Origin of the sequence: Bacillus sp. AFS059628, from assembly GCF_002571225.1 — a bacterium.
GTDB lineage: Bacteria > Bacillota > Bacilli > Bacillales > Bacillaceae_G > Bacillus_A.
This window is the reverse complement of record NZ_NVEC01000058.1, coordinates 40159-66774: the sequence shown is the minus strand read 5'-3', so window position 1 is coordinate 66774 and position 26616 is coordinate 40159. Positions and strand designations below refer to the sequence as shown.

Below are 26616 nucleotides of genomic sequence, written 5' to 3'. Positions count from 1 at the left end.
TAGGATGGGTTGTACAAAGTTTAAAAAACTGTGGGAGAAATACGAAAACGGAACGCTCACGCATGATGAACAAGAAGAGTTAGAAAGTCATATTGAGACTTGTGAAGAGTGTGAAGCGCATTTGGATGAATTGCTTGCGAAAAGTGAGCCGATAAAGAAAAGGTTACTACCACAAAATTTGAAAGTCCCGTTTTGGAAAATAAAATGGAAACAGCGTTGGCAAACCGTTAGTTTTGTCCTTGCAGTTTGTATTGCAATCTATTTTGTTGGTCATTTTTCATCTTCTTTTTACTTCTATAATATGAAAAAGTTAGTCGAAGTAGATGAGATTCCAGCACTCGCACTAGAAGCGACAATACCAAATAGTCATTCCGCTGGAGGCAGTACAAAGATTAAACCCTTTTTCCGTACAGAAAATGAAATGAATTTATTTAAAACGGTCGGCAAAAAAGAAATGCCAATTGGCACAGTAACAACGCGTAGTTTCTTATCATCTGTAACTATCACAAATCAACCTTGGGCAAACAGAGCCTATTCAAAAAAACTTTCCTTTGTTCATCCAAAAATCAAGGAAGAAGCTTCTTTGAAAGAATCATCTAAAAAAGTTTGGGATACACTTGGAAAGATACATGAGGGGACCGTTGCAGAAGTAGCGCTATCTTTCGATAAAGCTTACACTTTACAAGAAGTAGAGTCAATTCTATACAGCGCATTTGAAGCACAAGAAATGCCGCCAACTCCTTTATGGTACGCTTTAGACACAGGACAGGAAAGAATAGATGAAGACGATTTTATCTTGCATAGCGGAGAGGTTATCGGATTTCGAGAACATTTAGATCTTCCTGGTAGTGAAGCCGAACAACCGAAGACAAAAGAAGATCAAGTAATCGAAATGATGCGCATTCTTTCTAAACATAAAAAAACTGTGAGTGAAGCTACTCGGACTCCTGAAAAAGAGCTGAATTTAGATAAGCGCTATCAGTATGTAAAAGATAACGGCGTTAAAGTATACGGCATGGTCATTACTGGTCCATCGAAAGAGTTATTAAAATTACAAAACTCGTCGCACGTTCGTTATGCGACTCTTGGAGATATTGAGGTTTGGAGTTGGTTTGATCAGTGATGTGGGAAAAGAAGAGCCTCTAGTGATGCTCTTCTTTTTATTCCCGCTCCACAAACTTCCAAACTAAAAATGCTGCACATAGATAGGAAAGCCCAATAACTAAAAAGCTATAGCTTGCCCCTCTGTACCAATTGAATGATTCATTTAAAATGATTCCCATAATTGCTATACCGACTAATGCACCGATTTGACGATTTACATTTAAAGTTGCTCCAGCCATATTCCCATTTTCACGACCGGCAGATTTCATTACAATTGTAGTCATGGCAGGTACCGCTATACCGATTCCAAGATTAACAACACTATAAATGATTGCAATTCCTATATAACTCACATTATTTACTAGAAGCATTAATAATAAAGACCCTATACTAGCTATAAATAACGCTATGAATAATAACGATTTTGAGCTAAACTTAGTCACCATTTTTGCAAATAATACATTCCCAATAACAAATACGCTCATCATCGGCAATAGTTGTAATCCTGCTACAAACGTGCTTGCTCCATATGCTTTTTGCAAAAAGAGTCCGAACATAAATATGCCACCAAATAACGCAAAGTTTATTAGAAATCCAACTATATTCGCCGAGCTAAATGTCTTGTTTTGGAACAATACTCTTGGTACAACCGAGTTTTTTGATTTTCGTTCTGTATAAACAAAGAGAATAGTAGTTAATACCGTTCCCACTACTCCTCCTAAAATTTGAAACGAGGACCATCCATAACTTGGACCTTCAATTAAAGTAAAAGCTAATAATGTTATTGTAGTTATACCGATTAAATGATTTAATACGTTTATTTTCTCCTTTTTCGGTAATACATTAGGAATAATTACAAAGGCCATTAGAACACCGATAACCCCAATTGGAAGGTTTATAATAAAAATGCTCCGCCAACCAACTGTATTTACTAAAAGACCACCAATAAAAGGACCTGTACCAGAGGCGATAGAGACAATTGCCGACCATATCCCAAACATTTTAGCTCTCTTCTTTTCATCTGGAAATGATACTACTAATAAACTAAGTGAACTTGGCATAAATAAAGCCGCTCCAATACCTTGAAGTACCCGGCCGATAATGAGGGTGTTCCCATTTGTGGCAATCGCACATAAAAGAGATGCGAATACAAAAATGATTAAACCAACCATATACATATTTTTTGCTCCATATTGGTTAGCCAATGCCCCTCCAGCGAGTAATAATGCCGCAAAAGATAAAATATATCCGTCAACAATCCATGCTGAACTATATAATGTCATTCCTAATGTTTCCTGAATATTCACCACCGCAACATTTACTACTGTCACATCTAACGTAGCCATAATAAAACCCATTGCCAAAGTTATTAAAATGACGATACCTGATTTCTCTTTTGTTTGAACATCTAAATTTCTACTAGCCACCCCATTCACTTGCTTACTCCCCTTTCAAAAATTAGTAATTTACCTATATATTCCTTTAGAACTATAATAAAGAAAGTACTTTATTTATAAAAGTACTGATTTTTTATATAGTACCTATACTTTTATATAGTAAGGAGTGTTTATATGGAAAATGTAAATGAAGAGATTTTATTAAAATGCCCCATTGAAAAAACAATGTCTGTAATAGGTGGTAAGTGGACTTTCTTAATTTTAAGAGATTTGTTCTATGGTCCTAAACGTTTTGCTGAGCTTGAAAGACGGCTAAATGGCATTAGCCCACGCACACTATCTCTTCGCTTAAAAGAACTTGAACGAGAAAATATTATAAAGAGAACAATCTATTCAACTATGCCACCTCACGTGGAATACTCACTAACAAAAAAAGGGGAAACACTCCGTCCTATTTTTGACGCGATGAAGGACTGGGGAAATGAGTGGAAAATATTAGATGAATAAAAAGAAGGTATCATCACATAAGATGATACCTTCTTTCTATTCATCCGAAATCACTTTCACATACATCCCTCTCACCGCTTTTTCATAAGCGATCTCGCTCATCTGTCTTATGTTTTCTGATATGACAGATGATGAAACAACTTCACCTTCACGAAGTAACGGAGGATCAATGAGACGGACTTTATTTTTCTGATACAAATCATAATCTATTCTATCTTCTTTTGCTTTTACATTCGGATGAACTTTTCTTAATAAAGCATGTACTTCTGGATCATTACATTGCTGCAATTTCGAAATTAGCTCATTATCTTCAAGGAGAAAGTCATCTGCATGAATAACCCTTTTATGAAGTGCTAACTTTAGCGTTTTCGCTAACATTTCGTTTCCGTAAATATTCATTGGTTTCATAAAGAAATCGATGACTTCTTTGTAATACGTTTCTGTAAACCACTCTGCCATTTCGATACTTTGAAGGACCATTTTCCCCTCTACTGCGATGACATCTTCTAAAAAACTATGAACTTCTTCTAAAGAAATATCCCCATATGTATACATATCTCGTAATGTATAATCCACTCTGTCTGCGCATAATTCTGGTGCTGACCTTTCGAGTAACGTCCATCTCGAATCATCTAACAAAATATCTTCATAGTTATAACCATACTTTGAAAGGATCGCCGGAATTTCTGAGTTTTTCACGACAGAACTAAATATCTCTTCATGATAGCTTTCACCCTCATTATGAAAAACGTAATCAATCACGTGGGAAAAAGCAGTATGTGATACGTCATGCAGTAAACCTGCAATTTGTTCTTCAACTGAACCACCGAGTTTTTTTACCAACAACATAACGCCAACTGAATGATCAAAGCGCGTTACATTCCATTTCTCGTTTATTAAGTAGCTTGCGCCATTTTGATGAATACCTTTTAGTCTTTGCACAGACTTACTGACAATTAATTCTTCTAACACTTGATCCACTTCAAACTCACCGTATAGTACATCTGATATAACCACTTATAATCCCCCTTCATTTCAGCAGCGTCTTCTAATCGTACCTTTTTTATAAAATTGATATCAATACAAATTATAAATCTAAATATATTTATATAATGCATTTAGTGTTATATGTTATACATGTCTGTTATTTCTTTTCATTCATTTATTTTTATTGGGTGCTCCTTATGTGGAACCTTTTTTTATTGAGAAATATGGGAACTTTCATCCCAAACCGTGAACAGGACGCTAGAAATAGAAACGTACACATTCCGGCGATAAAAAGGATAAGATTGCCATTTTTACTCTTCTTTGATTTAATACAAGTATGGCCGTTAAGGGAAAGAGGGGAAACATGAAAAAGATTTTCTTCACCATTCTATTCATCATTATTGTATTCATTAGTTTAGGATATTGGAAATTCTTCACTTTATCTGGGGTTTCAGGCGGTGAAAAGATTCAATCTATACACTCGCCAGATAATACGTATACTTTACATATATACAGACATAATGGCGGTGCAACGACTAGTTTTGCTATAAGAGGAGAGCTTGTAGCAAATAATAAAAAATTTATGAACACGAAAAATATATACTGGAATTATCGTGAAGAAGATGCAACTGTACAATGGTTAGACGATCATACAGTAATGATTAATAATCATAGATTACATGTAGAGACGGACACGTATGATTTTAGAAAAAACTAAAGAGGAAAGGACCAACTTTTATTAGTTGGCCCTTTATCCTGCTATTCAAAAGTAACCTCCACCTGTACAATCTCAGATCGACTTCCAAGTCTAAGCGGCGGTCCCCAGAATCCGAAACCAGAAGAAACAATCGCGTGGAATGCACCTTTTTGTGCGTATCCCCAGTCTAATTCGTACATTCTTCTCGTTACAATATGATTCGGCGCCATTTGTCCGCGGTGCGTGTGGCCGGATAATAGTAAATCAACACCCGCCTCCGCTGCTTGTTTCAACTCGAATGGTTGATGATCCATTGCGATAACTGGCATAGATTTATCTACCGTACTCATTAGATTTTCAAAGCTTTGACGATCGCGCTCTGTTTTATCTCTTCTTCCGACGAGGTAAAATTGATCTTCAATTGTAATCACTTCATCTAACAGAATACGAATATCAATCTTATCCATCTCTTGTAAAAATTCAGGAACTGCTCGTCCATAATATTCGTGGTTTCCTAACACACCATATACGCCTAATGGAGCTTTCATTTGTTTCATAATTGGTCCCATATTTTTTTGAATGAACACACCTGGATGATCATCGATAATATCACCTGGCAGTAAAATAATATCAGGCTCCATCTCATTTACATGACGGACAAGTCTTTTTAAATGCGAAACGCCAGATAATTTACCGAAATGCATATCAGAAGCCATCGCAATGCGTAAGCTTTTACGTCCCTCTATTTTTTTCGGTATGTGCACCTCGTACTTTCTAACTACTGGGCTATATGCGTTGAATACCCCATATGCAAAAATAAAGATAAACGCAAGTAACACGGCCGTTCCTGTCCAAATAATTGCCGCATCTTTCTCCACTGAAAACTGTAAAAGAAAGACCGTAATATTTGCTAACGGCAGTAACATAAGCGCATATTGTATGACCGCAAACCAAATTGAACCTATCGTTCGTAGAAATGGCAAGAACTTAAACACTTGCACGAGAATGTACGCATATGAAATAAATCCGACTACGAAAGCGTAATATCCCCAAGATTCCCAGCCAAACACCGCATGAAGCCAAACCCAACCGTTCCAGCCGATGTAAAACATGAGTAGTGTATATACAAGTAACATAGTAAATATATTGAAATAACGAAGATTTTTCACAGTCAGCCTCCTTCTTGATTTCTTCTATTATATCTTGTTATGCACGTTTAACGTAAATATTAAGCACAACGATCTTCACAATAAAAACCTCTAACTGCTAGATGCAAACCTAACAATTAGAGGTGCAATTCAAAACAAAATTACTTTTACAGATTTTCATTATAGAAACTTGTTAATTTTTCAACTGCAATTTTTACTGGTTCTGGTTGGTCATATAAATCGTAATGACTCGCACCTTCCACAACAAGTAAATCTTTTTTCTCTGAAGCTGCTTTCTCATACAGCTCATGACCATCTTTATAAGAACCGAATGCACCTTGCTTACTGCCGACAATAATTTGTAACGGCTGTGTTAATAATGTATCTGCTAAATGGAACGCATCAAAACCAATTACCGATCCCATGCTCGTAAAGTTTAACTTATTTGGAGAATTAACACTTTGCCCACGCGGTGTTGTATAATACTCAACTGCTTCTACAATATCTATATCCGTCATACCTGCTGCCTTTAATTCCTCCTGATTTTTAGGAATCCAGTTTGTAATCATTGCCTCTGCTCCGCGCGCTTCAGCAGTACGTTGTTTACCAATCGCCTCTAACACCCCAATCGGATCCGCTTCACGGTTTAATCGGCCAATATTTGCACCGACAACTGTGCCAACTGCTTTAATACGGCGCTCCGTCATTGCGGCATTTACCGCATAACCACCGCCTGCACAAACGCCTAACACACCGATACGTTCTTCATCTATATAAGAAAGAGTAGTCAAATAATCTACCGCTGAGCGAATATCTTCAACGCGCGCAGCTGGTTCTTCCATATATCTCGGTGCCCCTTCACTTTCACCTTGATACGATGCATCAAACGCAAGCGTTACATAACCTTGTTCTGCTAATTTCTCTGCATATAATCCTGCCGTTTGATCTTTACAGCTACTACCTGGATGCACACAAACAATCGCTGCATTTTGTTTCTTTTCCTCAGCACCTACAGGAATATTTAAAATACCTGCAACTCGTAATCCTCTTGCATAAAAATGAACATTTCTCTTCGTAACTGCCATATATAAAACCACCCTTACTTTATTTTTCATTTACACTTGTGAGAGTTAATACTCACGTGTATATTTATAATAAAGCGAGCAACCACTTGTTTCAATGACCACATTTACGCATTTGGGTGATAATACACACATAACGAAATATGTGTATCAATAACGGAGGAACACCATATGGAGAAAATCGATCGAAGAATTATAAAATCACAAAACGCCATTCAATCCGCATTTATCGAAATGCTAATTGAAGATGGCTTTGACGAAATTACAGTAAAAAACATTACAGAAAAAGCAAACATCGGAAGAAAAACTTTTTACTTACACTATCTAGATAAGTACAATTTATTAGATAAAATTGTGGACGATCATTTAAATCAATTAAGAGCAATATGCGATATAAAACAAACAAAAGGCTATATAGAAGGAACTGTTATATGGTTTGAATACTTCAAAGAACACAAACCATTTTTCGCAGCGTTATTTAGAAGCAATAGCACATTATCATTTCAGAAAAAATTCCTAACGTTCATCATGGGTGAACTAGAAAAAAAATTAAACATAAATACGTCAGTAAATAAAAACATTGATACACAAATCGTTTTAAAGTTTTTAGGAACAGCTGTCATGGGCATTTTGGAATCTTACGTATTGGATGAAATTGATAATGATGTTGAGTATGTTGCGACGCAGGTTGGGGAGTTGATGAGGAGGAATATATAACAATGCAAAAAGGAAAATTTGAAGTTCAAATTTTCCTTTTTTATTTATGCTAAATCTAGTATACATTTTCATTTATTTCTTCAACTTATCTGCCTTCGCAATAAATTGTGCTGCTTCCGCACGGCTTACCGCTTTATCTGGAGCCCAACCATTATCTGTTCCAATTGAAATATTTTCTTGGATTAAAATATTGGCATACTTTGCACCCCAATGATTATTTAAGTCAGGAAATTCTTTCGGTAGTTTCATATTTTCATTTCTTTCTAATTTATATGCATTTACTAGCATAGAAGCCATTGATGCACGATTAATTAATCCACTTGGATTAAAGTTCCCCTTCTCATCACCTTTTACAATACCTGCCTTTTCAACAGCAGCAATGTACGGTGTCGCCCAATGATTTTGTGCATCACGGAATGATGGCTTTGCATCTTTCTTAATTTCTAACCCTAAAACAGTTGCTAATATTTTCGCAGCTGATCAACGATCGATATTTTCAGCTGGAGCAAATGTACCGTCTGGCTTGCCGTGTACTGCTTCTTTATCTACTAAATATTGAACTGATTCTTGTACCCAAGCTGGTACATCTGAGAATTTAGCCTTCTGTTCAATTGCACTCGCATCAATTTCAAACTGTACTTGATATTTATGATCATATTTAATTGCTGGAATTAATATATGCATTTGCATATTATATTTTTTCGAGAACTCACCAATTTCAAATTGAACAACTTTCGTGCCGTTATTCGCTTTATCTTCGGAGATTACTTTTATATCATGGAATGTCCCTATTTTATTTGGATCTTCTACTCTAAGATACTGAAAATATCTACTATCTTGAACTGTTAACGTAATTCCTTTTGCTCCACGTACATCCCCTCCTTATTAGTCGTATTACGGTTTAAATATATGGGGTTATAGCTTAACCAATTCTAAAAAGTACAAAGGCAACCATCTTCGTAAAGATGGTTGCCCCTATTTTTATACTTGCATCGCTTTTTCTCTCAAAGCTCTTCTTAACAATTTACCCGTTGTATTCTTCGGTAGCTCTGTTAAAAATTCAATACTTTTTGGCACTTTATATTTCGCTAAATGTAACGCACAGTAATGCATCAGTTCTTCTTCTGTTACGTTCGTCTGTTTCAAAACGACGTAAGCTCGCACTGCTTCTCCTAAGTTTTCATCAGGAACGCCGATTACGACAACTTCTGCTACAGATTCGTGTGTGTACAATACTTCCTCTACTTCACGAGGGTATACGTTATAACCGCCAACTAGGACGATATCTTTTTTACGATCAACGATATAGAAGTAACCTTCTTCATCCATCTTCGCTAAGTCTCCTGTATATAGCCAGCCGTCTTTCAATGTCGCTGCTGTATCTTCCGGCGCGTTATAATATCCTTTCATAACGTTAGGCCCGCGAACAATTAATTCACCGACTGCACCGACAGGTACTTCTTCCCCAAGTTCGTTTACAATTTTGTTTTCTACATGCCAAATATTTGTGCCGATTGATCCTGGTTTACGCGGACGATCTAGCGGGTTAAAGCAAGTAACTGGTGATGCTTCTGATAAACCATATCCTTCTGAAACAATAACGTCAAAACGTTTTTCAAAGTTTTGCAGAAGAGCAACAGGCATTGACGCACCACCTGAAATACAAAGGCGAAGTGTCTTCACATCTTCCGCGCTCGCTTCTTCGAATAAATATAAATAATTGTACATTGTCGGTACACCAGCAAAAATCGTCGGTTCGTACGTGCGACAAATACGGAATACTTCTTTCGGGCTAAATTTCGGTAACATTAAAATAGTCGCCCCGTTCACAATCGGTGCATTGACCGCCACTGTTAAGCAGAACACGTGGAACATTGGCAGTGCCGCAACGACGCGATCATCAGCAGTAAATTGTAAATAAGACGCCACATCGTTCGCATTACTATATAGATTTTTATGTGTTAACATAGCGCCTTTCGGTTTTCCAGTTGTGCCCGAAGTGTATAGAATAACCGCTACATCTTCTTCATCTAGCTCTGGGCCTTCGTAAGTTACATCTCCAGTCCCTATCATTGTCGTAAACGTTTTCATTTTTTCGGTTTCTGTCTGGTTAAAATCTGATGAGGTTTCGCATATGATGATGTTTTCAAGTGAAGGAAGTCTTGTTGTAAGAGATTGTATAACAGGTAGAAGGACGTCGAGTACGATGATTGTTTTTACATCTCCATTTTGTAAAATATAATGCATTTCGTCTGCTGTATAAATAGGATTAACTGGAATAACTGTTGCTCCAGTCTTCATTGTTCCGTATAAACCGACCAAAAAATGTGGTGAGTTTCCAACAACTAATGCGACATTGTCCCCTTTTCCAATGCCCATTGCTGCTAAATTACTAGAAAACCTTGTGACCATTTTGTTTAATTGGTCATACGAGACCGACTGATCCATAAATATATAAGCCGGTTTATCCCCCTTCTTTTTCGCCGTTTCAGCCAAAGATTGAACGAGATTCACATAAACCCCACCTTTATAAAATTTAGAATATTTAAAAATTCTAAATTAATTATATTAAAAGAAAATTAAAGTAGCAAGTGTTATTCCATTAACTGCATATACACAGGTCACCTCCTCTTAGTTTACTTTGGAAGGATAAGGGAATTTCATTTGTTAGCACCTTATGAAACGAGTGCTAAAATCATTTCAGGATAATATGCACTCATCTTTTCTCTAAGTTTATTAAGTTCCTCTTTATTTAACGTCGTATGCTCCCCATACAAGTTGATTGCATCCGCTCCATTTTCATGAAAAAACAATGTAACATATAACCTCGGTAATCCGGTATTGGCCTCATCTATTGTCAAGACAAGATCTGGTGTTTTATTCACCGTACTAAACACTTCATTTCTTTTCCATTTCTTATTTTGAAACATAGTTTGTATATCATCTATCTTTCGTCTGTTATCTGTATGCGTAAAATATATAACATTATCTTTCGCTGGTTTTCCAATAGATAAAAGGGCACGACTTGAGGACGTTTCATCGTTACAAGCTGTCATTCCGATGACGAAGCTGAGCATTAATACAATGTACATTACCCTTCTCATTTCGATCCGCCTCCTTTTGAATATATATATTCCTTTATAAGAGACAAATGTACTGTGATTTTATGGTATATGAAATTATATCAATGATTTTTAAAATATATCGACTTACCGACAAACGTGACGATTTACAAAAAAAAGAGGCTGCCCGTTATGACAACCTCTCTCATTTTTAGAAGAACAAATGTAAGAAATCTTCTGTTGTAATATTACCGAAGTAGCGTTTAATATCTACGTCTTCTAAAGCTGCAGTGAATGCATCTTTATCAAATTGTACACCTGTTAGACGCTCTTCAATGTCATGCACATCTAATGAACCGAAGAAGTCACCGTAAATTTTACATTCTGTTACAGTTCCTTTTTTCACTTCAAGACGAACGTCAACTTGTCCAACCGGGAAGCGGTGTGAATGTTGTAAGTTGAACTTCGGAGATTTTCCGTAGTTCCAGTCCCAATTTTGGTAGCGCTCTTCAGAAAGTTTATGAATTGCTTTCCAATCCTCTTCTGTTAATTCGTACGTCGGAATTTCTGTTTCCCCTTCGAAAATTGTTTCTAGAAGAAGTTGTCTAAACTCTTCTGTCGTCATTTTTTCGCTTAAGAACTCTGTAATGTTCGCAACGCGGCTACGGATTGATTTAATACCTTTTGATTGAATCTTATCCATTTTTACTTTTAACGCTGATACGACATGATCGATTTCAGAGTCAAATAGTAACGTGCCATGACTGAACATACGACCTTTCGTTGAGAACTGCGCGTTACCTGAAATTTTTCTACCTTCAGCTATAATGTCGTTACGACCACTTAGTTCTGCATTTACGCCTAATTTACCAAGCGCTTTCGTTACAGGCTCTGTGAATTTTTTGAAGTTGCTGAAACTGTCTCCATCATCTTTCGTAATAAAGCTGAAGTTTAAGTTTCCTAAATCGTGATATACTGCGCCTCCGCCTGATAGACGACGAACGACATGAATACCTTTTTCTTTTACGTAATCAGCATTAATTTCTTCTACTGTGTTTTGGTTTTTACCAATAATAATAGAAGGTTCGTTAATGTAGAACAGTAAATATGTTTCGTTAATATCTAAATTCTTCACACAATATTCTTCAATTGCTAAGTTTATTCTAGGATCTGTAATTCCTTTATTATCAATAAATAACATCGTATCACCTCATGAGTTCCATACGTAGCCACTATGCGCTAGCGTAATATGGCCACTGAAAATTTGTTTTGCTTCTGTTACTAAATTAGATGGGTTGCCTGTATGCGGTAAGTGCGTTAATAAAAGTTCTTTTACATTCGCATCTTTCGCAATACTTGCTACTTCTGTACTATTCATATGCCCTGCCTTTGCAGCCTCTTGATGTGCATACATATTACACTCACAAATGAAAAGATCAGCATCTTTCGTGAATGGAATAAATTCAGGAATATAACTGGAATCAGCGCTATATACTACAGCGTCATTACCAGCGGTAATGCGCATCGCAAAACATGTAACAGGATGAACAGTTTTTAAGAATGAAATGGAGAACGGTCCAACTTGAAGTGTTTCTTCTGGATTGTACGCGATTCCTTTCGTATGTGGTTCATGCGTTAAAGAACGGAATCCATTCTCGTCAAACGTATGACCGTATATTGGTAATTCCGGTAGTTGTTCCTTTGTCGCACTCGTAATTAATCTCGCATATTGCAATACCCCAATGTCTGCAACATGATCGTGATGATAATGCGAAAGTACAACTGCATCTATATCAGATGGTGTTATATATTTTTGAAGCTGTGCTAGTACACCACTACCACAGTCTACAAGCAAACGAAAACCATCGTGTTCAAACAAATACCCCGACGTTGCTTCTCCCGCTTCTGGAAAGCCGCCCCAAAAGCCGACAACAGTCATTTTCATATGTATCCATCCTTTCTAAAACCGAGTAGGAATGCATGTTTCACTTACATTCTACATTGTTAACTATAATCCATTTCCTAAACTTTTTCATTAATTTTCAATTTTGTTATAAAACAGTTGTTGACTTTTATTTTTTGTACTAATACAATGATAGTAAGAAATGGAAATGGAGGGATTGACATGATCGATCAACCAATGGAGTTTTTCAGAAATTTACCGACGAAAACTTGTGCGCACTGCGGGAAAGAAATTGATGAGCAGCACGAAGCATACCATAACAAATGTGATGACTGCGTTCACGAAGAATAGTAGTTTGTGAACAGAAAAAACCTAGCAGACATAGTCTACTAGGCTAATAACATCGTATCCTTCATCGTTGAACCTTTCACCAAGAGCTCCAGTTCAAACTCATACAATTCTTTTTTTCGATAATTTTTCGTATGGATTTTATCCATCATCAAGTCGACAACTTTTCGGGCCATCTCATCGATTGGCTGTTCAATTGTCGTAATACCTGGCTCTGTAATCTGTGATAAAATTTGATTATCAAAACCGATAACAGCGAGATCATCTGGAATGCTCCAGTCATGGCGCTTCGCCTCTGAAATAATTCCAGCTGCTACTTCATCGCCTCCTGCCAAAATCGCGGTAGGATTTTTTTTGTCCTTTAATACTTCATGGAATATGCGTTTTCCGTCTTCCCAAGAGAAAGCGTTTTCAAGAAAATCAATCGCTTCTACTTGGCGGCTCTTCTCTGTTATGGCACGTAAAAAGCCCATTTTTCGCTGTTGACTAACGACTTTGGTTTCGTTTCCACGGCAAAAAATAAGATTACGATATCCTTGTTCTAACACATGCTTAGCAGCTATGTATGCTCCTTGCGCATGATCAAACTTCACTGTTGGAACATTTGCTTCCTCAATATATTCATTACATAACACGATTGGACCGTGCTGTAAGTATGGCTCTACATCTTCCCACTGATTTTCTAGTGAACATAGAATAATCCCATCTACTTGTTTCGTAGATAATAATTGTAAATACTCCATCTCTTTTTCCGGTAAATATCTTGTTTGACAAATAATCAGTTTATATTTATGTTCAGAAGCAGCAATCTCGATTGCTTCGATAAATCTACTGAAGAAAGGATTTGTAATCCTTGGAACTAGCACCGCAATTGTTTCCGTCTTTTGTTTACGAAGCCTTCTCGCCGCAGAATTAGGAACGAAGCCTAAATGCTTCATTGCTAATTGAACCCTTTTTTTCTTCTCATCTGAAACATATGGATGATTATTAATCACCCTAGAAACCGTTGTCCTTGATAACCCCGCTAATTTCGCCACGTCCTCTATAGTCGACACGAAATTCTCCCCCTTTGCATGAAAACGTTTTCTTAAATTGATTATATAGTATATTATTGGAAACTGCAATATCGGTTGTTATGATTTTACTATATTAATATTATACATAGGGAAAAGTATGTTAATGGAAGGGAAATTTATATTAGTTTTAGAAGTTTACAGGAGGCATATTTATTAAAGATAAAAGGAGATATTTCATGAATCGGACGGATCGTTTATTAGCTATATTAATTGAATTACAAAGAAGACAAACTGTTACAGCACAAAGCTTAGCGGAAAAATTTGAGACAAGTATAAGAACGATTTATCGAGATATGGATGCACTTAGTGAATCTGGCGTCCCACTTTTCGCCATGCCCGGCCACGGCTACTCATTAATGGATGGTTATTTCCTACCACCCATTCAACTTACGCCTGAAGAGGCTGTTACTCTTTTATTAGGCGGTGATTATATCGAGAAAACATTCACTTCTTCTTTTTCTGTACATGCACGATCAGCAAAAGAGAAACTTGAGGTTATCCTCCCTACTGATCAACAAAAGAAAGCCCAGGAATTACGAGGAACTTTTCGTTTCCTTTCTCCTATATTTTCACATCAGCAATCTGAACAAGAGAAGCTGGAAAATCAAATTCTCCTATTGCAAGAAGCTATTCAAAAAGAACAGGCTATCTCTTTTTCTTATCTGAAACCGAGAGAAACTACAAAAATAAAACGGACCGTTCATCCTTACGGCTTAGTCAATATTTCAGGAATTTGGTACATCGTTGCTCATTGTTTACTTCGAAAACAAATACGTAATTTCCGTTTAGATCGAATGGATGGACTACAACAAGAACAAGAATTCTTTATAAAACCCGAAGACTTTTCTTTGCAAAAATATCAGCCTGAGAGCAACCGTACTGTGATGATTCATTTATTATTCCCATCCCATATTGCACATAAAATTATTGAATCACGATACTTCTTTATAGATTCATACGAACATAGAAATGATGGTTTTCACGTCTTTTTGAAATCAAGAAACATAGATGAAGTGTTTCAATGGGTATTGAGCTGGGGAAGCCAAGTGCAAGTACTTGAGCCAAGCGTTCTATCTGAAAAAATCCGTGATGAAGCAAAGAAAATGTTACAACTTTAATTTTTGCATTTCACTACTGACATAATGTTGTCAGCATTACTTCTTTATAGTAGGTAGTAACAAATACATTTTCATAAAAAGGAGTTAGTGATATGAAGAAATTTGAAGAGTTAGCAACGTACTACATAGAGGAATTAGAAAAGTACTCTATAGAACAATTTAGGACGAAGCCGTCTAGCGAAGAATGGTCTCTTGGTCAAATGTATAATCATTTAATTGCCTCTACATATATGCAGTTAGATGCCATTGCGAAATGTAAAAATGAAACACCATCAGCAACAAACAAGAAAACGGATATGGGTGAAAAAGTATATGAACTTGGTGCTTTTCCAAATATACAAATCAAAGTACCAAATCATCCTGGATATACACCTGGAAATCCCTCTAATAAAGAAGAAATACAAAAACGTATTCTAGAATTAATTGCAGTTGTTAAAGATATTGAGCCAACACTTTCTTCTATTCCAAGTGATTGTAAAGTAAAGCACCCTGGGCTTGGTTACTTACATGCAGCAGAGTGGTTCCAGCTTATTTCTATGCATTTTGCACATCATCTTCGTCAAAAAGACAGACTGGAGACAAAAGTTTTAGTATAAAAAATGATAAAAGGTGGTTTGGTCTATATCCAAACCACCTTTATATTTCTACTTCCCATATATCTTTACGTTTTAGATATTTCCTGCATAAATCCAGCCATACTCGCTAATAAACTAGTGAAAACGAAAAGGACAATAATAAGTGGAATAAGTTTCTCCTTATGTAAATTTGTTATCGTTTTCAAACCGATGCCTAATAAAATGTAATACCAAATATTAAATATATCTATTCTTTGAGCGATTGTATGCAAAACCATATTATCCGTTGCTATTGCCCCTAAACTCGTATAAGATATCTCATATCCATTTAGAGACAATGCAATGAATCCGTTTAAAATCATCCCTAATCGTAATACAAACGAAGCATAAATAATGATAGGAAATGTTTCTTTATAGGTAATATCAACCCCGAAAAAAATCATAATGTTTTTATAGAATATAGGCGCAAAAAATAAGGCTACGATCCCACTGACTACGGAAACCCCAAATGTAGTAAAGAAAGTTATATATTTTGGTACCGTAAATCCCGTTTTATCATGAAACATACTAAGCGCAGGATTGTTTAAAGTATTCCATGACATGAAAGCACTTGAAATTATAATTAGTACTATTAAAAGTACAAGTGGTAGAAGTATATTTCTTTGATTCTTCATCCTTTTAAATTGCACTGTTGGCGAAGTGAATATCCCTAAAATTGATGGTTTTCCCGAAATCTCTTCACGTATAAGACTACTAGCTTGCAAGAAAATTCCCCTTCCTCATTACATTTATAACTCCTCCCACTTCGCCCAAACCTCTCTCCCATTTATATGATACATATTATCCTCTCGATCCATAAACCCGTGTACAATAAACTCGCGTCTAATCGTACAAAAATCATCATGATATTGTTTTATGAATGTATTCATTTCTTTTTCCGTATATTGATTTTCAGCGTTTAATTTGCTAATTAGATGTTCTAACAGTACTAGTTTTTTCTTCTTTTGACCTGGAATCGATTTTAGGCGGCCCTCTTTATCAAAAAAGTTACGAATCGTCGTATCCCTGAATTTCATTTCACTTTCAGTCATTTTGTTGTCCTCCATCGGTTTTCATGCCATAAAATTTATCGTTTGTCTTTACTATCCTTCTTCATTCTTTTACTTATAACATCCACAAAGTAATACCCGCTAATTAGCACATAGTAAACTGCAAGTATTCCTAGTGCATCTTTCATATTTATATATTTTTCTTTATGAAACAAGATAGGTGAAAGGGCGTAAACAAGAAAGATGATTAGCGGATTTAAGATAAAATAATAAGTAAGATTTCCTTTCATCATATCAGCTCCTATGTACTATACTTCTGTTCAAATGGTTGCAATTCCTGTCCTTTTATTTAGCCCTATATATGAAACATGGTAAAATTAAGGAAAGGAGGGTTACAAATGACATTTCACTCTAAAATGGATACATTCTTCTTATCTATCATCAGTTTCGCTATTTTCACCACTGGCATTGTAACAATACTTCCTCTCATATTTGATGATGAAGCTACTACAACAGATGCATACATTCTACTATCTATTTTCTTTCTATCTTCTGGCTTCCTATTATGGTGCTCCTTTTCAATTACATATACATTCTATGAAGATTACTTATTCGTGAAAGGTGGTCCATTTCGAAGTAAGATTCCGTACGGTCATATAACGAAAATCTCAAAAACAGATAACATTTTAGTTGGTTATCGTATTCTCTCTTCCAAAGATTGTTATGAGATTTTTTACACATCGGGGGCTTTGGGAAGTGTAAAAATCTCACCGAAAGATCCTGAAAAATTCATATCCGAACTACAGAAAAGATGCTCCTTTGGAAGTAATAACGACGACGAGTAACATTCAAAAGACCATACACCAAATATGCAATGTTGCATATTTGGTGTATGGTCTTTCTCGATATAATAATATCTTTATAGAATGTATTACAAATAAAAAGGATAATATTAGAGAATACAAAATAACTATTACGTTATGAAGAAAATATTTTATCCACTTTAAGTGCAGTTATACACCTTTCTTATACCTAAACTTCCTTTTCATTTTTACTCCTCTCATCCACACTTTCTTTAAACTGACTTACCACTTTCACATTTGCAACCTATTATTCGAATTAATAAATTAAAAATGGTAAATTATGTTACAATTAACTTATACATACTTTGGAGGGTACATAGTGAAAAAAGCTATTATAGTAGTAAGCATTCTATATCTTATTTTAACCGTACATACAGGAGCTGTTCTTTTAGGAAAAGAAGATTATAGAAGTGCTATTAATACATTAAAAGAAACGAAAGAAGTCTCTTCATTTCAATCTGCAAAAGACGGTGTGATTTTATTAAAAGGAGCATTAACTACTGCGCAACCTATTACAGAGGAAAAACTTCAAAATAAAGAATTCGCACTCCTTGAAATTAATACGTATAAACGCCGAAAAGCAAATTGGATAAACATTGATACAGAGCAACATATTGCAAAGCATCTCTTACTAAACAATGAGGTTCTTCCTGTATTAAAAGAAATCCGTTTTTCGATGGAACCAATTACACTTTCAGGAAAAAATATTTCTATCGAAGATTACTCACTAAAAAAGGATGATACTCAATTAACAATTAAAGGTAAAGGATACCGATATACGGGAATAGAAAACAAATCAGACACTCTTATTTTTGGCATAAAAAAGGGGGATACCATTGAAGGGTATCGTGGTTCTGAAATTCTAGTAGGAAAAACAAAAGAGGACATTGCTAGTAATATGAAACTGTATACTTTTGCTGAAAAATATGGTCCATTTGTTTGGATTGTAGCTACAATTATTCTTATAAGTATTGTTATATACTTGTTCCGTAAAAACAGAAAAACAAATGAACTTTCTCAACCAATAAAACAAAACTAATAAAAAAAGCACCATTTCGGTGCTTTTTTATGCTCCTTATTTACGCTTCAATCGATTGATTTTCCTCAATATTTCTAAATTGTCGTTTGTGCATCCAAGTTAATGCGGCAATCGTTCCAAGTGATAATACAACGATGAAAATCATGAGTACTCCTACGTTTTGCCACATGAAGTTAAAGTCTCCGCTTGATACAACTGCTTTCAATCCTGATACAGAGTATGTCATCGGCAACCAAGCATTGAATGGTTGTAAAAACTTCGGAATCAATTCTAACGGGAATGTTCCGGCACTTGTTGTAAGCTGAATAATTAATGTGATGATGGCGATGAAACGCCCTGCATCACCGAATGCTGTTACTAAACATTGAATTAATGCGATAAACGCTAAGCTTGTAACGATGCTAAAGAGTATGAAATATGGAATACTTTGTACTTCTACACCTAATCCGTATAGTAATATAACATCTGCTACTACCGCTTGAATAATGCCAACTGATAGTAACACGCCAAACTTACTAAGAAACCAACTAAATCCTGATTTCGGAACGCCTACTGTATCGCGTAATGGATATACGATTGATAAGAGTAATGCCCCAACAAATAAACCGAGTGATAAGAAATATGGTGTAAATCCAGTTCCATAGTTTGGAACTTCCGCCATTTTCTCCGTCTTCACTTTTACAGGACTTGCAAACATATCGTACGTTTTATCCGTCCCCTTCACTTCACCAGTTTTCTCTGCCCCTTCGCCAAGTTTCTCAGCAAGTTCAACTGAACCATCGTTTACCTTTACGAGGCCATCCGTTACTTTCCCTGATCCGTCTGCTAGTTTATTTACGCCGTCGATTAGCTGGGTTGAGCCAGTTGACATTTGATTTAGACCACCATTTAGAGTACCTAAGCCAGTTGTTACTTGATTAGATCCATCTGCTAATTGATTTACTCCACCTGCCATTTGGTTTGCTCCTACAGATAATGTACCTAAACCACCGGTTACTTGGCTTGATCCATCTGCTAATTGATTTACTCCACCTGCCATTTGGTTTGCTCCTGCAGATAATGTTCCTAAGCCTTCTGTTACCTTTCCAGATCCATCAAACAATTGATTTACCCCATCAATTAATTGTCCTGATCCGTTTTTCAATCTATCTGCACCTACTTTAGCATTACCTAATCCTTCACCTAATCCATGAAACTTACTTACAAATTCGTTTTGTGCATTCGTTAATTGTTTAATACCACTCGTTAAATTTCCTACATCTTCCGGATTCGGCATTTTGCTTTGCATTCCACTTGTCTTTTCACCGATTTCACCTTTTAATTGTTTTACTTCTTCATTTAATTTATTTGTTCCACCTGCTACTCCGGCAGCTTTTTGCTGAACTGTCGTTGTACTTTTTACGACACTTGTTATGAATGGTTGTAACTGCTCTTGATACTCTTTCGGTAAACTTTCAATTTGTTTTTGTAAATTCGCTACCTCTTGCGCTGCTGTTTTTGCATCTCCTGCTGTTGATTGCGTAAATTCATTTAACTGATTTACATTCGCCCCAGCACCATCTATTTTCTCATTTACTGTATTCAATATAGCAGGAACTTTCAACTGCATTTCCTCTAATCCTGCAACAGAGTTTTGTACTTTATTATTTAACTCTTGCAAACCCTTTTGTATTTCTTGAGAACCTTTCTCTAATTGACTTTGCCCTCCCGCAAGTTTTTCCATACCATTTGATAGTTCAGTTGTTCCTGTTTTTAATTCACCTGTTTTACTTACCAATATGCTCAAACCGTTCGTTACTTTCTCAGATCCATCACGCAATTCACCAATTCCTTTTTGCATTTCACCCGTTTTGCTATTTAACGTATTTAAACCGTTCGTTACTTTTCCGGAGCCGTCTAATAACTTCCTCATACCTATCTGCATTTCACCAGTTTTGCCATTTAACGTATTTAAACCTGCTGTCACTTTTCCGAAGCCATCTTGTAACTTATTAGATCCATCTGCTAATTTCTGAACCCCATCCTTCATCTCCCCAGACTTCCCTTGAAGTGTATGAAGGCCATTCGTCACTTTACTTGAACCATCATGCAGCTCACTTGATCCGTCATGTAGTTTATTTGCCCCTTCCGCTCCATCTGCTAATCCTTTTGAGACGTCTTGAATGGAATCAAACATTTTCTCTGCATATGTTTTCGTTAACGTACTTGATACTTCACCTTTAATTTTTTCAATGGCTGTTCCACCAATTTGTGAAGATAGGAAGTTTAAGCTTTCGTTTGGAATGTATTCTAAGTTTAATGGTTTTGGATCATCTTTTAATAACGTTGTAGCGTTACTTGAGAAGTCATCTGGAATGCGTACTAACATGTAATACTTTCTGCCTTCCATTCCTTTTTTCGCTTCTTTTTCACTGACAAATTCCCATTTGAAACTTGTATTATCTTTTAATTTATCAACAAGCCCTTTTCCGACCTCAATTGGTTTCCCATCAAATACTGCACCTTTATCTAAATTGACTACCGCCACTGGTAAATCATCTAACTGTTTATACGGATCCCAAAAGGCCCATAAAAACATACCCGCATATAAAACCGGTACGAATAAAACTGCGATAATTGGAATTAATATTTTTTTACTTTTTATAATTTGTGTGAACTCTTTACGAAGTAACTGATTTCCTTTCATCATTTCTACCCCTTTTCTGAATGACCAAATTGTTCATTTAGTCATTTTCTCACAAATAAAAAGGCTATACCTATTCATACATATGCCTTATCCCCGAATTTATACTATGCAACTGTTCCTTACTATGAAATGAATATTTCTATTATCCCTCCCTAAAACAAATATATGACCACTTTGTTTAATCGGTCACTTTTTTATAATAATAAAAGGATTATCTTAGTTTGACAATCCTCTTAATAAATAAAGTTCAAATAATTCTGCAATTTTCTCTTTTTCTAGCGGTTCATGATTTTTTTCCCAATCAAAAATAAGCGATACGTATAAGCGAAGCATAATAAATGCTGTAATTTCTGGATCACATTTGCTAATTTCACCTTTATCAATCGCAATCTTTAAATACGATTGAATGAAAGAAACAATTTCCACATCTACTTGTTGCATCACTTCTTGTACTTCTTTCGTTCCCATATCGCGCTCTTCTTGAATTAACTTAATCATGAGCTGATGTTCTTTTCTGAATTCTAATATGCTATATAATGCTCTATGTACATTTTCAAAAAATGAAACATCTGAACGAATTGCATTTTCTGCAACTTGCTTCATTTCTGTAATTAAATTAGAAATAATTTCACCAAATAGCTCTTCTTTATTTTTGAAAAAAGTATAAATCGTTCCTTTTCCTACATTCGCTAATTTCGCTACTTGATCCATCGTTGTTGCTTTATAGCCGAACGCTGAAAAAGACTTTGTTGCAGCTTCAATAATAGAACGTTTTCGATCTATCGCCACATCGTCACCTCCAAAAATGACCAATTGGATAATATAGTCAATCAGTACATCTTTGATATTACCACACGCTTACATTGTATACAAGTTCTCTTTTTTATTATTTCCAGTATAAAAAAATTCCAGTCAAGTTATATCATACTGTCCATAGTGTATCAGAAGAAAAGAGAAAAGGAAAAGGCGTTCTTAAGATATACAGTTAAACCTTACTTAACGACAACAAATTTCCCTTTTTTCAAATAATCAAATAAAAAAACAAGAAAATCCTTACATTTAATAGTAATATAGAAAATAGACAAGTTTATCAAAATAGTGGAGGCTTTTTCAGTCATGATGCGTGCGCTTCGTTTAAATATAAAGCAAGCTTTTTGTAGTCGTATTTCTTTAATTATGATGTTTAGTGGATTCGTTCTTATTTGTATTTATCACTATTATTATGTCATTCGTTATTTAGGAGACGCAGCGAATGGTCCTATATCAACGGATATAAAATGGATTGGATTTCGCGACAATGAAATGGATGTTTATTTATTATTAATGCCAGTTATTGCGAGTTTCCCCTTTAGTACAAGTTACAATTCGGATAAGTCAGATGGTTTTAAACCATTTGTGAGTAGGGGGATTTCTCTCTTTCCTTATTCAGTAGCGAAATATATCGTTACGTTTTTTTGCGGAGGATTTCTTTATACGCTTCCATTCATTTTATCGTTATTATTTTGCAAATTAACCATTCCAGACGGAACACCTACGGCTGGTTCAGGCATCATAAATGATGAGGGAATGTTCGCAAACCTATATTTCGATGCGCCTCTCACTTACATTACTGTATATATAGGGATTAATTTTTTATTTGCAGGTTTAATGGCCCTTTTAGGACTTGCTGCATCGGTATGGTCACAAAAGGACTATATGGCGATTCTCTTTCCATTCGCGGCTGCCTCCATCCCGTACGTCCTGCTAAATACAATACTTCCTTCAATAGGCGGAGCACCTATTCATTTATATGATCCGAAACAACCATTGCAAGGCATGTCACCATACATTTTATTGATGCAATGTGCTTTCTTCCTTTTCGTTAGCTTACTTATGTATATACAAGGAGTAAAGCGGGATAGAAAAAAATATAGAAGAAGACTGCAAAAAAGAGATCGTTGCAGAAAATCATTTCAAGTAATTTCAGACTAAATGATTGAATGAATAAGAGCGTAATTCCCTANNTAGGGAATTACGCTCTTATTATTATCTTTCCCTTCACGGCATACTTGCCAATCCCCATAAAATAACAACCGCTACAAAGTAAATCGCTTTACTACCTAAAACTAAACATAATGAAATAATTGCATATTTACTTCGTTCTCTCTTTGCACCTATCAAAGTAAAAATGACTGCCAAACTAAACGTTATGTAAGAAGCTTCTGTATTGATTAAGTTATACGTAAGGTCTAAATTTTGAGTAAGTCCTGTTACATCTGCTACAAATTGGAGCATGACAATCGTACTAAAAAAAATTGCAAGCTGATTTATTAATTTCCCATTTGTTTGTACTTGCATCGTCGCCTCCCTAAAGACGAAATATTCGATTGGCTTTGCCATGAATTTTATAAAAATGGTTTGGGTATCATTTTACTTAATAAAAAATAGAAAAACCTTTAGTAAGTACAGGCTTTTCTATTTATAAAATTTACGGTGTCCCTGCCAACATCCATAAAACTACAAAAACTACTGCATATATAATTTGAATTCCTATCGCCAAGCATAGCGAAATAATTGCATATTTACTCAATTCCTTTTTAATACCCAATATAGTAAAAATCACTGATAGACCGAATGCTGTATAAGCGATGTTTTTGCTTAACATGCCTGAATAATACATACCTAGCGATTGCGTAACACCTGTTACATCAGCTAGAAACTTAATTATTATAAGTATGCTAAAAAAAATCGCTAGTTGATTGATGAATTTCCCGTTTAGTTGGGCTACCATATGTCTACACCTCTCAGTATTAAAAAGTGAATATTCAATCTATTTTACCATAAAAATCCCTAATAATATAAAAAACGCTTAGTATATTTCTAAGCGTTTTTTACAACGATTTAAGAAGCTTTCTTCAAATCAATTTGAGCAAGTACTGGGTCGTGGTCACTTACACGTCCATGTTCTTTCATAATGTTTGAGTTTAAGTGTACTGGATCTACAATTGTGTGTGGTGCGATGTTGTTTGTTACTAAAATATGGTCTAACACTTGTGCATTTCCTTCATGGATGTACGTGTAGCGGTTCTCTTTCGGCACTGTGTTTAACATATTTTTTAAGTTTGTTCCTTCTAATGTTTTTAATGGTTTAGCGAATTCGAAATCGTTCATATCCCCTAACACAACAACTGGTGCATTTGTATTCTTTTTCTGAATACCTTGTACGAAATTGTTTACTTCTTGTGCTAATTGAACTCGTTTTTCTTCACTCTTTAATACGAGCGGCTGCACTTTTCCAAATGGCGTTGCATCTCCTAGTTTTGAGTTTAAGTGATTAGCAACGACGACAACGTTTTGTCCTTGGAATGTAAATTCTGCTGCAAGTGGTTTACGTGTACTTTCAAATAATGGGTTTTCGTCTCCAATGCGAACGACATTTTTATCAAGTAACTTCGGTACTGCAGCTAATTTCACGCGTGATGGGTTGTAGAAGAAACCGACGCGAATATTCGCTCCTGGCGCTCCCCCGTCTAGATTATTATGCGGAGCAATTTCTACATACTCATACTTTGGCCCGCGAATTTCTAGCACTGCATCAATGATACGTTTTGCACTTAATGAAGCATCTGTTGTACCGTCATTAATCGTTCCGTTATTATCTTGCATTTCCTCTACACCGATAATATCTAGCATTTTTAAATTGTATTTAATAGAATACGCTAACGCTTTTACTTTTTCATCTGTTGTTTCTTTTTTATTCGCCGAGAAGTTTTCAATGTTATATGTAGCAACTGTTAGCTTATCAAGACGCGGCTGAATATTTGCCCCTACTTGCTTAAATCCGCCGTCTACTACAGATGGTAATTCCGTTATTGGCGCAATGCGGAACGAACCGTAATCATATCCGACTACTCCTGTTATATCTCCAGTGAAAGTATCTCCTACTTTTGCTACATAATCACGAGGTACTTTTACAGAAAGACGCTCTGGGTTTAATTGATTTTCATCTAATACAGGTGTGCCATATTTCGTTACGACTTTATCTCCGCCATTTTTCACTGTTACATATAAGTTCCCGTTTTTCTGAGGTGCAATAATTTTTGGCGTTGGCATCGTAACGCGCATACCTTCTATGCTTTCATAAAAATCGATTGCATCTTCATTTGGATCAAATAAACCAAATGCATCATTATCGATAATTTGATCAGGAATTTTCACACCGTTTTCTCCAAGTACAATCGGTGCTGGTAAAGCTTGATCTTTTGCGATTACAGCAACGCGGCTCGCTTTAATTTCCGTCGTCGTTAAGTCTGTGTCAAACCTTTCTGCATATCCAGGCCCAACATATTCTTCTACTACTCCATCAACTTGAATAAGATCTCCTACTGCTACATTCGCATCTTTTTTGTATACATACATACCTTCTGAAGTAGCTGGATCATTATCTGGCTGATTGTCTTCTATATAAAAACCATTTTTATCAAGTGCTGTTACAACGCCTTCCACATTGTATACTTTCTTCCCGTTGTAAGGTGAAACATGTGATTTTCCTTGAATATCATGAATACGAACCTGTTCATTGTTTACGATAATAAATGAAAATGTGGAAATCGCTGAAGAAGTAAGCCCTTCTTTCTCTGCAATTGCTTTAATCACACTATTTTCATTCACTATAATTTGTCCGTTATAACGAACACTTTTATTTGTAGGGTTAGAGCCATCTAACGTATAGTAGATTGCTGCTCCTTCTGTATTCGTTGTTAATGTTACCGCTGTACCCTTCGCAACTTCTCCGCCACTAGGTGAAGCTACTACTTCGCTAACACGGTTTTGTCCTTCCCCTTGAAACTTATGAGCTATTACCGATTTTAAACCTGGGCTACTAAAATATAATTCAAGCGTCCCTGTTAAACTAACTTTCTTCCCGATATTTTCAGGATGATCTTTCACGTTTACTGCCGCTCTCACATCGCCTTTTGGCAACTGCACAGGCATAATTTTGTCTGGATTCGTTTCATTTGGCGAATCCGCAATTGCTACGTTTGTATCATCAAACTTTGCTGGATCTTTCGTGTATTTAGAAGGACTTTGCGTATACCCAACAATGTATCCTTCTACTATCCCCTTTGTTTTCCCTTGCTGCTTAAATACTTGAATTGCTTTTTCTACTGACATAGAAGTAGTTTCTTCTGCTTGTACTAAAGTTCCAGTAAATGAAAGCAATAGTATGAATGATAAAAAGACACTTAACAATTTCTTCACAGCCATTTTCCTCTCTC

General features: G+C 35.8%; 27 protein-coding genes and 1 pseudogene. 10 read left to right on the top strand and 18 right to left on the bottom strand.

Going from position 1 to position 26616, the window contains the following annotated elements:
* Window positions 1–4: 4 nt before the first annotated feature.
* Entirely contained in the window at window positions 5–1123 is a 1119-nt protein-coding gene (locus tag COL05_RS19535) for an anti-sigma factor (RefSeq protein WP_098669812.1), read from the top strand.
* Window positions 1124–1160: 37 nt separating this feature from the next.
* Here COL05_RS19535 and COL05_RS19530 read toward each other — a convergent pair whose 3' ends face one another.
* Window positions 1161–2540 (bottom strand): MFS transporter, encoded by a 1380-nt coding sequence (locus COL05_RS19530; protein WP_098669811.1) that lies wholly within the window; start codon window positions 2538–2540, stop codon window positions 1161–1163.
* Between the two features lie 135 nt (window positions 2541–2675).
* On the opposite strand from COL05_RS19530, the gene COL05_RS19525 reads away from it, so the two are divergent.
* On the top strand, window positions 2676–3008 hold the full coding sequence (locus tag COL05_RS19525) for a winged helix-turn-helix transcriptional regulator (RefSeq protein ID WP_098669810.1): 333 nt from the start codon (window positions 2676–2678) through the stop codon (window positions 3006–3008).
* 36 nt (window positions 3009–3044) lie between these two features.
* Here COL05_RS19525 and COL05_RS19520 read toward each other — a convergent pair whose 3' ends face one another.
* On the bottom strand, window positions 3045–4025 hold the full coding sequence (locus tag COL05_RS19520) for an HD domain-containing protein (RefSeq protein ID WP_098669809.1): 981 nt from the start codon (window positions 4023–4025) through the stop codon (window positions 3045–3047).
* Window positions 4026–4359: 334 nt separating this feature from the next.
* Here COL05_RS19520 and COL05_RS19515 point away from each other — a divergent pair, with 334 nt between their 5' ends.
* Window positions 4360–4713: a DUF5412 domain-containing protein gene (locus tag COL05_RS19515; RefSeq protein ID WP_098669808.1), complete on the top strand. Its 354-nt coding sequence runs from the start codon at window positions 4360–4362 to the stop codon at window positions 4711–4713.
* Between the two features lie 41 nt (window positions 4714–4754).
* On the opposite strand, the gene COL05_RS19510 is transcribed toward COL05_RS19515, so the two are convergent.
* Both COL05_RS19510 and COL05_RS19505 read right to left on the bottom strand, forming a co-directional pair.
* Window positions 4755–5861: a metallophosphoesterase gene (locus COL05_RS19510; RefSeq protein ID WP_098669807.1), complete on the bottom strand. Its 1107-nt coding sequence runs from the start codon at window positions 5859–5861 to the stop codon at window positions 4755–4757.
* A 146-nt stretch (window positions 5862–6007) separates the two neighbouring features.
* Window positions 6008–6925, bottom strand: a complete 918-nt coding sequence (locus COL05_RS19505; RefSeq protein WP_142337572.1) for an alpha/beta hydrolase — start codon at window positions 6923–6925, stop codon at window positions 6008–6010.
* A gap of 168 nt (window positions 6926–7093) precedes the next feature.
* On the opposite strand from COL05_RS19505, the gene COL05_RS19500 reads away from it, so the two are divergent.
* Window positions 7094–7639: a TetR/AcrR family transcriptional regulator gene (locus COL05_RS19500; protein WP_098669806.1), complete on the top strand. Its 546-nt coding sequence runs from the start codon at window positions 7094–7096 to the stop codon at window positions 7637–7639.
* 72 nt (window positions 7640–7711) lie between these two features.
* Here COL05_RS19500 and COL05_RS19495 read toward each other — a convergent pair.
* The 5 genes and pseudogenes from COL05_RS19495 to COL05_RS19475 all read right to left on the bottom strand — a co-directional run.
* Window positions 7712–8500: pseudogene (locus COL05_RS19495) on the bottom strand (S-layer homology domain-containing protein); the annotation flags it as partial.
* Between the two features lie 120 nt (window positions 8501–8620).
* Window positions 8621–10153, bottom strand: a complete 1533-nt coding sequence (locus tag COL05_RS19490; protein ID WP_098669805.1) for a fatty acid--CoA ligase family protein — start codon at window positions 10151–10153, stop codon at window positions 8621–8623.
* Between the two features lie 161 nt (window positions 10154–10314).
* The gene (locus COL05_RS19485) at window positions 10315–10743 is read right to left on the bottom strand and encodes a hypothetical protein (RefSeq protein WP_098669804.1); all 429 of its coding nucleotides are present in this window, start codon (window positions 10741–10743) and stop codon (window positions 10315–10317) included.
* 169 nt (window positions 10744–10912) lie between these two features.
* Complete coding sequence (gene lplA / locus COL05_RS19480; protein WP_098669803.1) at window positions 10913–11902, bottom strand: lipoate--protein ligase; 990 nt, start codon at window positions 11900–11902, stop codon at window positions 10913–10915.
* Window positions 11903–11911: 9 nt separating this feature from the next.
* Window positions 11912–12646, bottom strand: a complete 735-nt coding sequence (locus COL05_RS19475; protein ID WP_098669802.1) for an MBL fold metallo-hydrolase — start codon at window positions 12644–12646, stop codon at window positions 11912–11914.
* Window positions 12647–12826: 180 nt separating this feature from the next.
* Between COL05_RS19475 and yhfH the strand changes: the two genes are divergently transcribed.
* Window positions 12827–12955, top strand: coding sequence for a protein YhfH (gene yhfH / locus COL05_RS19470; RefSeq protein WP_000567010.1), 129 nt, complete (start codon window positions 12827–12829; stop codon window positions 12953–12955).
* 38 nt (window positions 12956–12993) lie between these two features.
* On the opposite strand, the gene COL05_RS19465 is transcribed toward yhfH, so the two are convergent.
* Window positions 12994–14007, bottom strand: coding sequence for a LacI family DNA-binding transcriptional regulator (locus COL05_RS19465; RefSeq protein ID WP_000103730.1), 1014 nt, complete (start codon window positions 14005–14007; stop codon window positions 12994–12996).
* A gap of 197 nt (window positions 14008–14204) precedes the next feature.
* On the opposite strand from COL05_RS19465, the gene COL05_RS19460 reads away from it, so the two are divergent.
* Both COL05_RS19460 and COL05_RS19455 read left to right on the top strand, forming a co-directional pair.
* Window positions 14205–15146, top strand: a complete 942-nt coding sequence (locus COL05_RS19460; RefSeq protein ID WP_098669801.1) for a helix-turn-helix transcriptional regulator — start codon at window positions 14205–14207, stop codon at window positions 15144–15146.
* A gap of 92 nt (window positions 15147–15238) precedes the next feature.
* A complete protein-coding gene (locus COL05_RS19455) occupies window positions 15239–15742 on the top strand; it encodes a DinB family protein (protein ID WP_098669800.1) in 504 nt (167 codons plus the stop codon).
* A 65-nt stretch (window positions 15743–15807) separates the two neighbouring features.
* On the opposite strand, the gene yknW is transcribed toward COL05_RS19455, so the two are convergent.
* Genes yknW through COL05_RS19440 form a run of 3 tightly spaced genes read right to left on the bottom strand, consistent with a single transcriptional unit; the run spans window position 15808 to window position 17063 of the window.
* Window positions 15808–16485, bottom strand: coding sequence for a YknW family membrane protein (gene yknW, locus COL05_RS19450; protein ID WP_098669799.1), 678 nt, complete (start codon window positions 16483–16485; stop codon window positions 15808–15810).
* A gap of 24 nt (window positions 16486–16509) precedes the next feature.
* Entirely contained in the window at window positions 16510–16812 is a 303-nt protein-coding gene (locus tag COL05_RS19445) for a DUF2087 domain-containing protein (RefSeq protein ID WP_142337571.1), read from the bottom strand.
* A 35-nt stretch (window positions 16813–16847) separates the two neighbouring features.
* On the bottom strand, window positions 16848–17063 hold the full coding sequence (locus COL05_RS19440) for a hypothetical protein (RefSeq protein ID WP_098669797.1): 216 nt from the start codon (window positions 17061–17063) through the stop codon (window positions 16848–16850).
* Between the two features lie 105 nt (window positions 17064–17168).
* On the opposite strand from COL05_RS19440, the gene COL05_RS19435 reads away from it, so the two are divergent.
* Window positions 17169–17615, top strand: a complete 447-nt coding sequence (locus COL05_RS19435) for a PH domain-containing protein (RefSeq protein WP_098669796.1) — start codon at window positions 17169–17171, stop codon at window positions 17613–17615.
* 298 nt (window positions 17616–17913) lie between these two features.
* The gene (locus tag COL05_RS19430) at window positions 17914–18672 is read left to right on the top strand and encodes a hypothetical protein (RefSeq protein WP_098669795.1); all 759 of its coding nucleotides are present in this window, start codon (window positions 17914–17916) and stop codon (window positions 18670–18672) included.
* Window positions 18673–18712: 40 nt separating this feature from the next.
* Here the strand turns inward: COL05_RS19430 and COL05_RS19425 are convergent, their stop codons facing one another.
* Window positions 18713–21358 (bottom strand): YhgE/Pip domain-containing protein, encoded by a 2646-nt coding sequence (locus COL05_RS19425; protein WP_098669794.1) that lies wholly within the window; start codon window positions 21356–21358, stop codon window positions 18713–18715.
* 216 nt (window positions 21359–21574) lie between these two features.
* Entirely contained in the window at window positions 21575–22147 is a 573-nt protein-coding gene (locus COL05_RS19420) for a TetR/AcrR family transcriptional regulator (protein WP_098669793.1), read from the bottom strand.
* 327 nt (window positions 22148–22474) lie between these two features.
* Here COL05_RS19420 and COL05_RS19415 point away from each other — a divergent pair, with 327 nt between their 5' ends.
* The gene (locus COL05_RS19415) at window positions 22475–23329 is read left to right on the top strand and encodes a hypothetical protein (RefSeq protein WP_098669792.1); all 855 of its coding nucleotides are present in this window, start codon (window positions 22475–22477) and stop codon (window positions 23327–23329) included.
* Window positions 23330–23395: 66 nt separating this feature from the next.
* Here COL05_RS19415 and COL05_RS19410 read toward each other — a convergent pair whose 3' ends face one another.
* The 3 genes from COL05_RS19410 to COL05_RS19400 all read right to left on the bottom strand — a co-directional run bounded on the left by COL05_RS19410 (window position 23396) and on the right by COL05_RS19400 (window position 26605).
* The gene (locus tag COL05_RS19410) at window positions 23396–23695 is read right to left on the bottom strand and encodes a hypothetical protein (RefSeq protein WP_142337570.1); all 300 of its coding nucleotides are present in this window, start codon (window positions 23693–23695) and stop codon (window positions 23396–23398) included.
* 130 nt (window positions 23696–23825) lie between these two features.
* Window positions 23826–24128, bottom strand: a complete 303-nt coding sequence (locus COL05_RS19405; protein WP_098669791.1) for a hypothetical protein — start codon at window positions 24126–24128, stop codon at window positions 23826–23828.
* A gap of 110 nt (window positions 24129–24238) precedes the next feature.
* Window positions 24239–26605, bottom strand: a complete 2367-nt coding sequence (locus tag COL05_RS19400) for a DUF6359 domain-containing protein (RefSeq protein WP_098669790.1) — start codon at window positions 26603–26605, stop codon at window positions 24239–24241.
* Window positions 26606–26616: the final 11 nt, after the last annotated feature.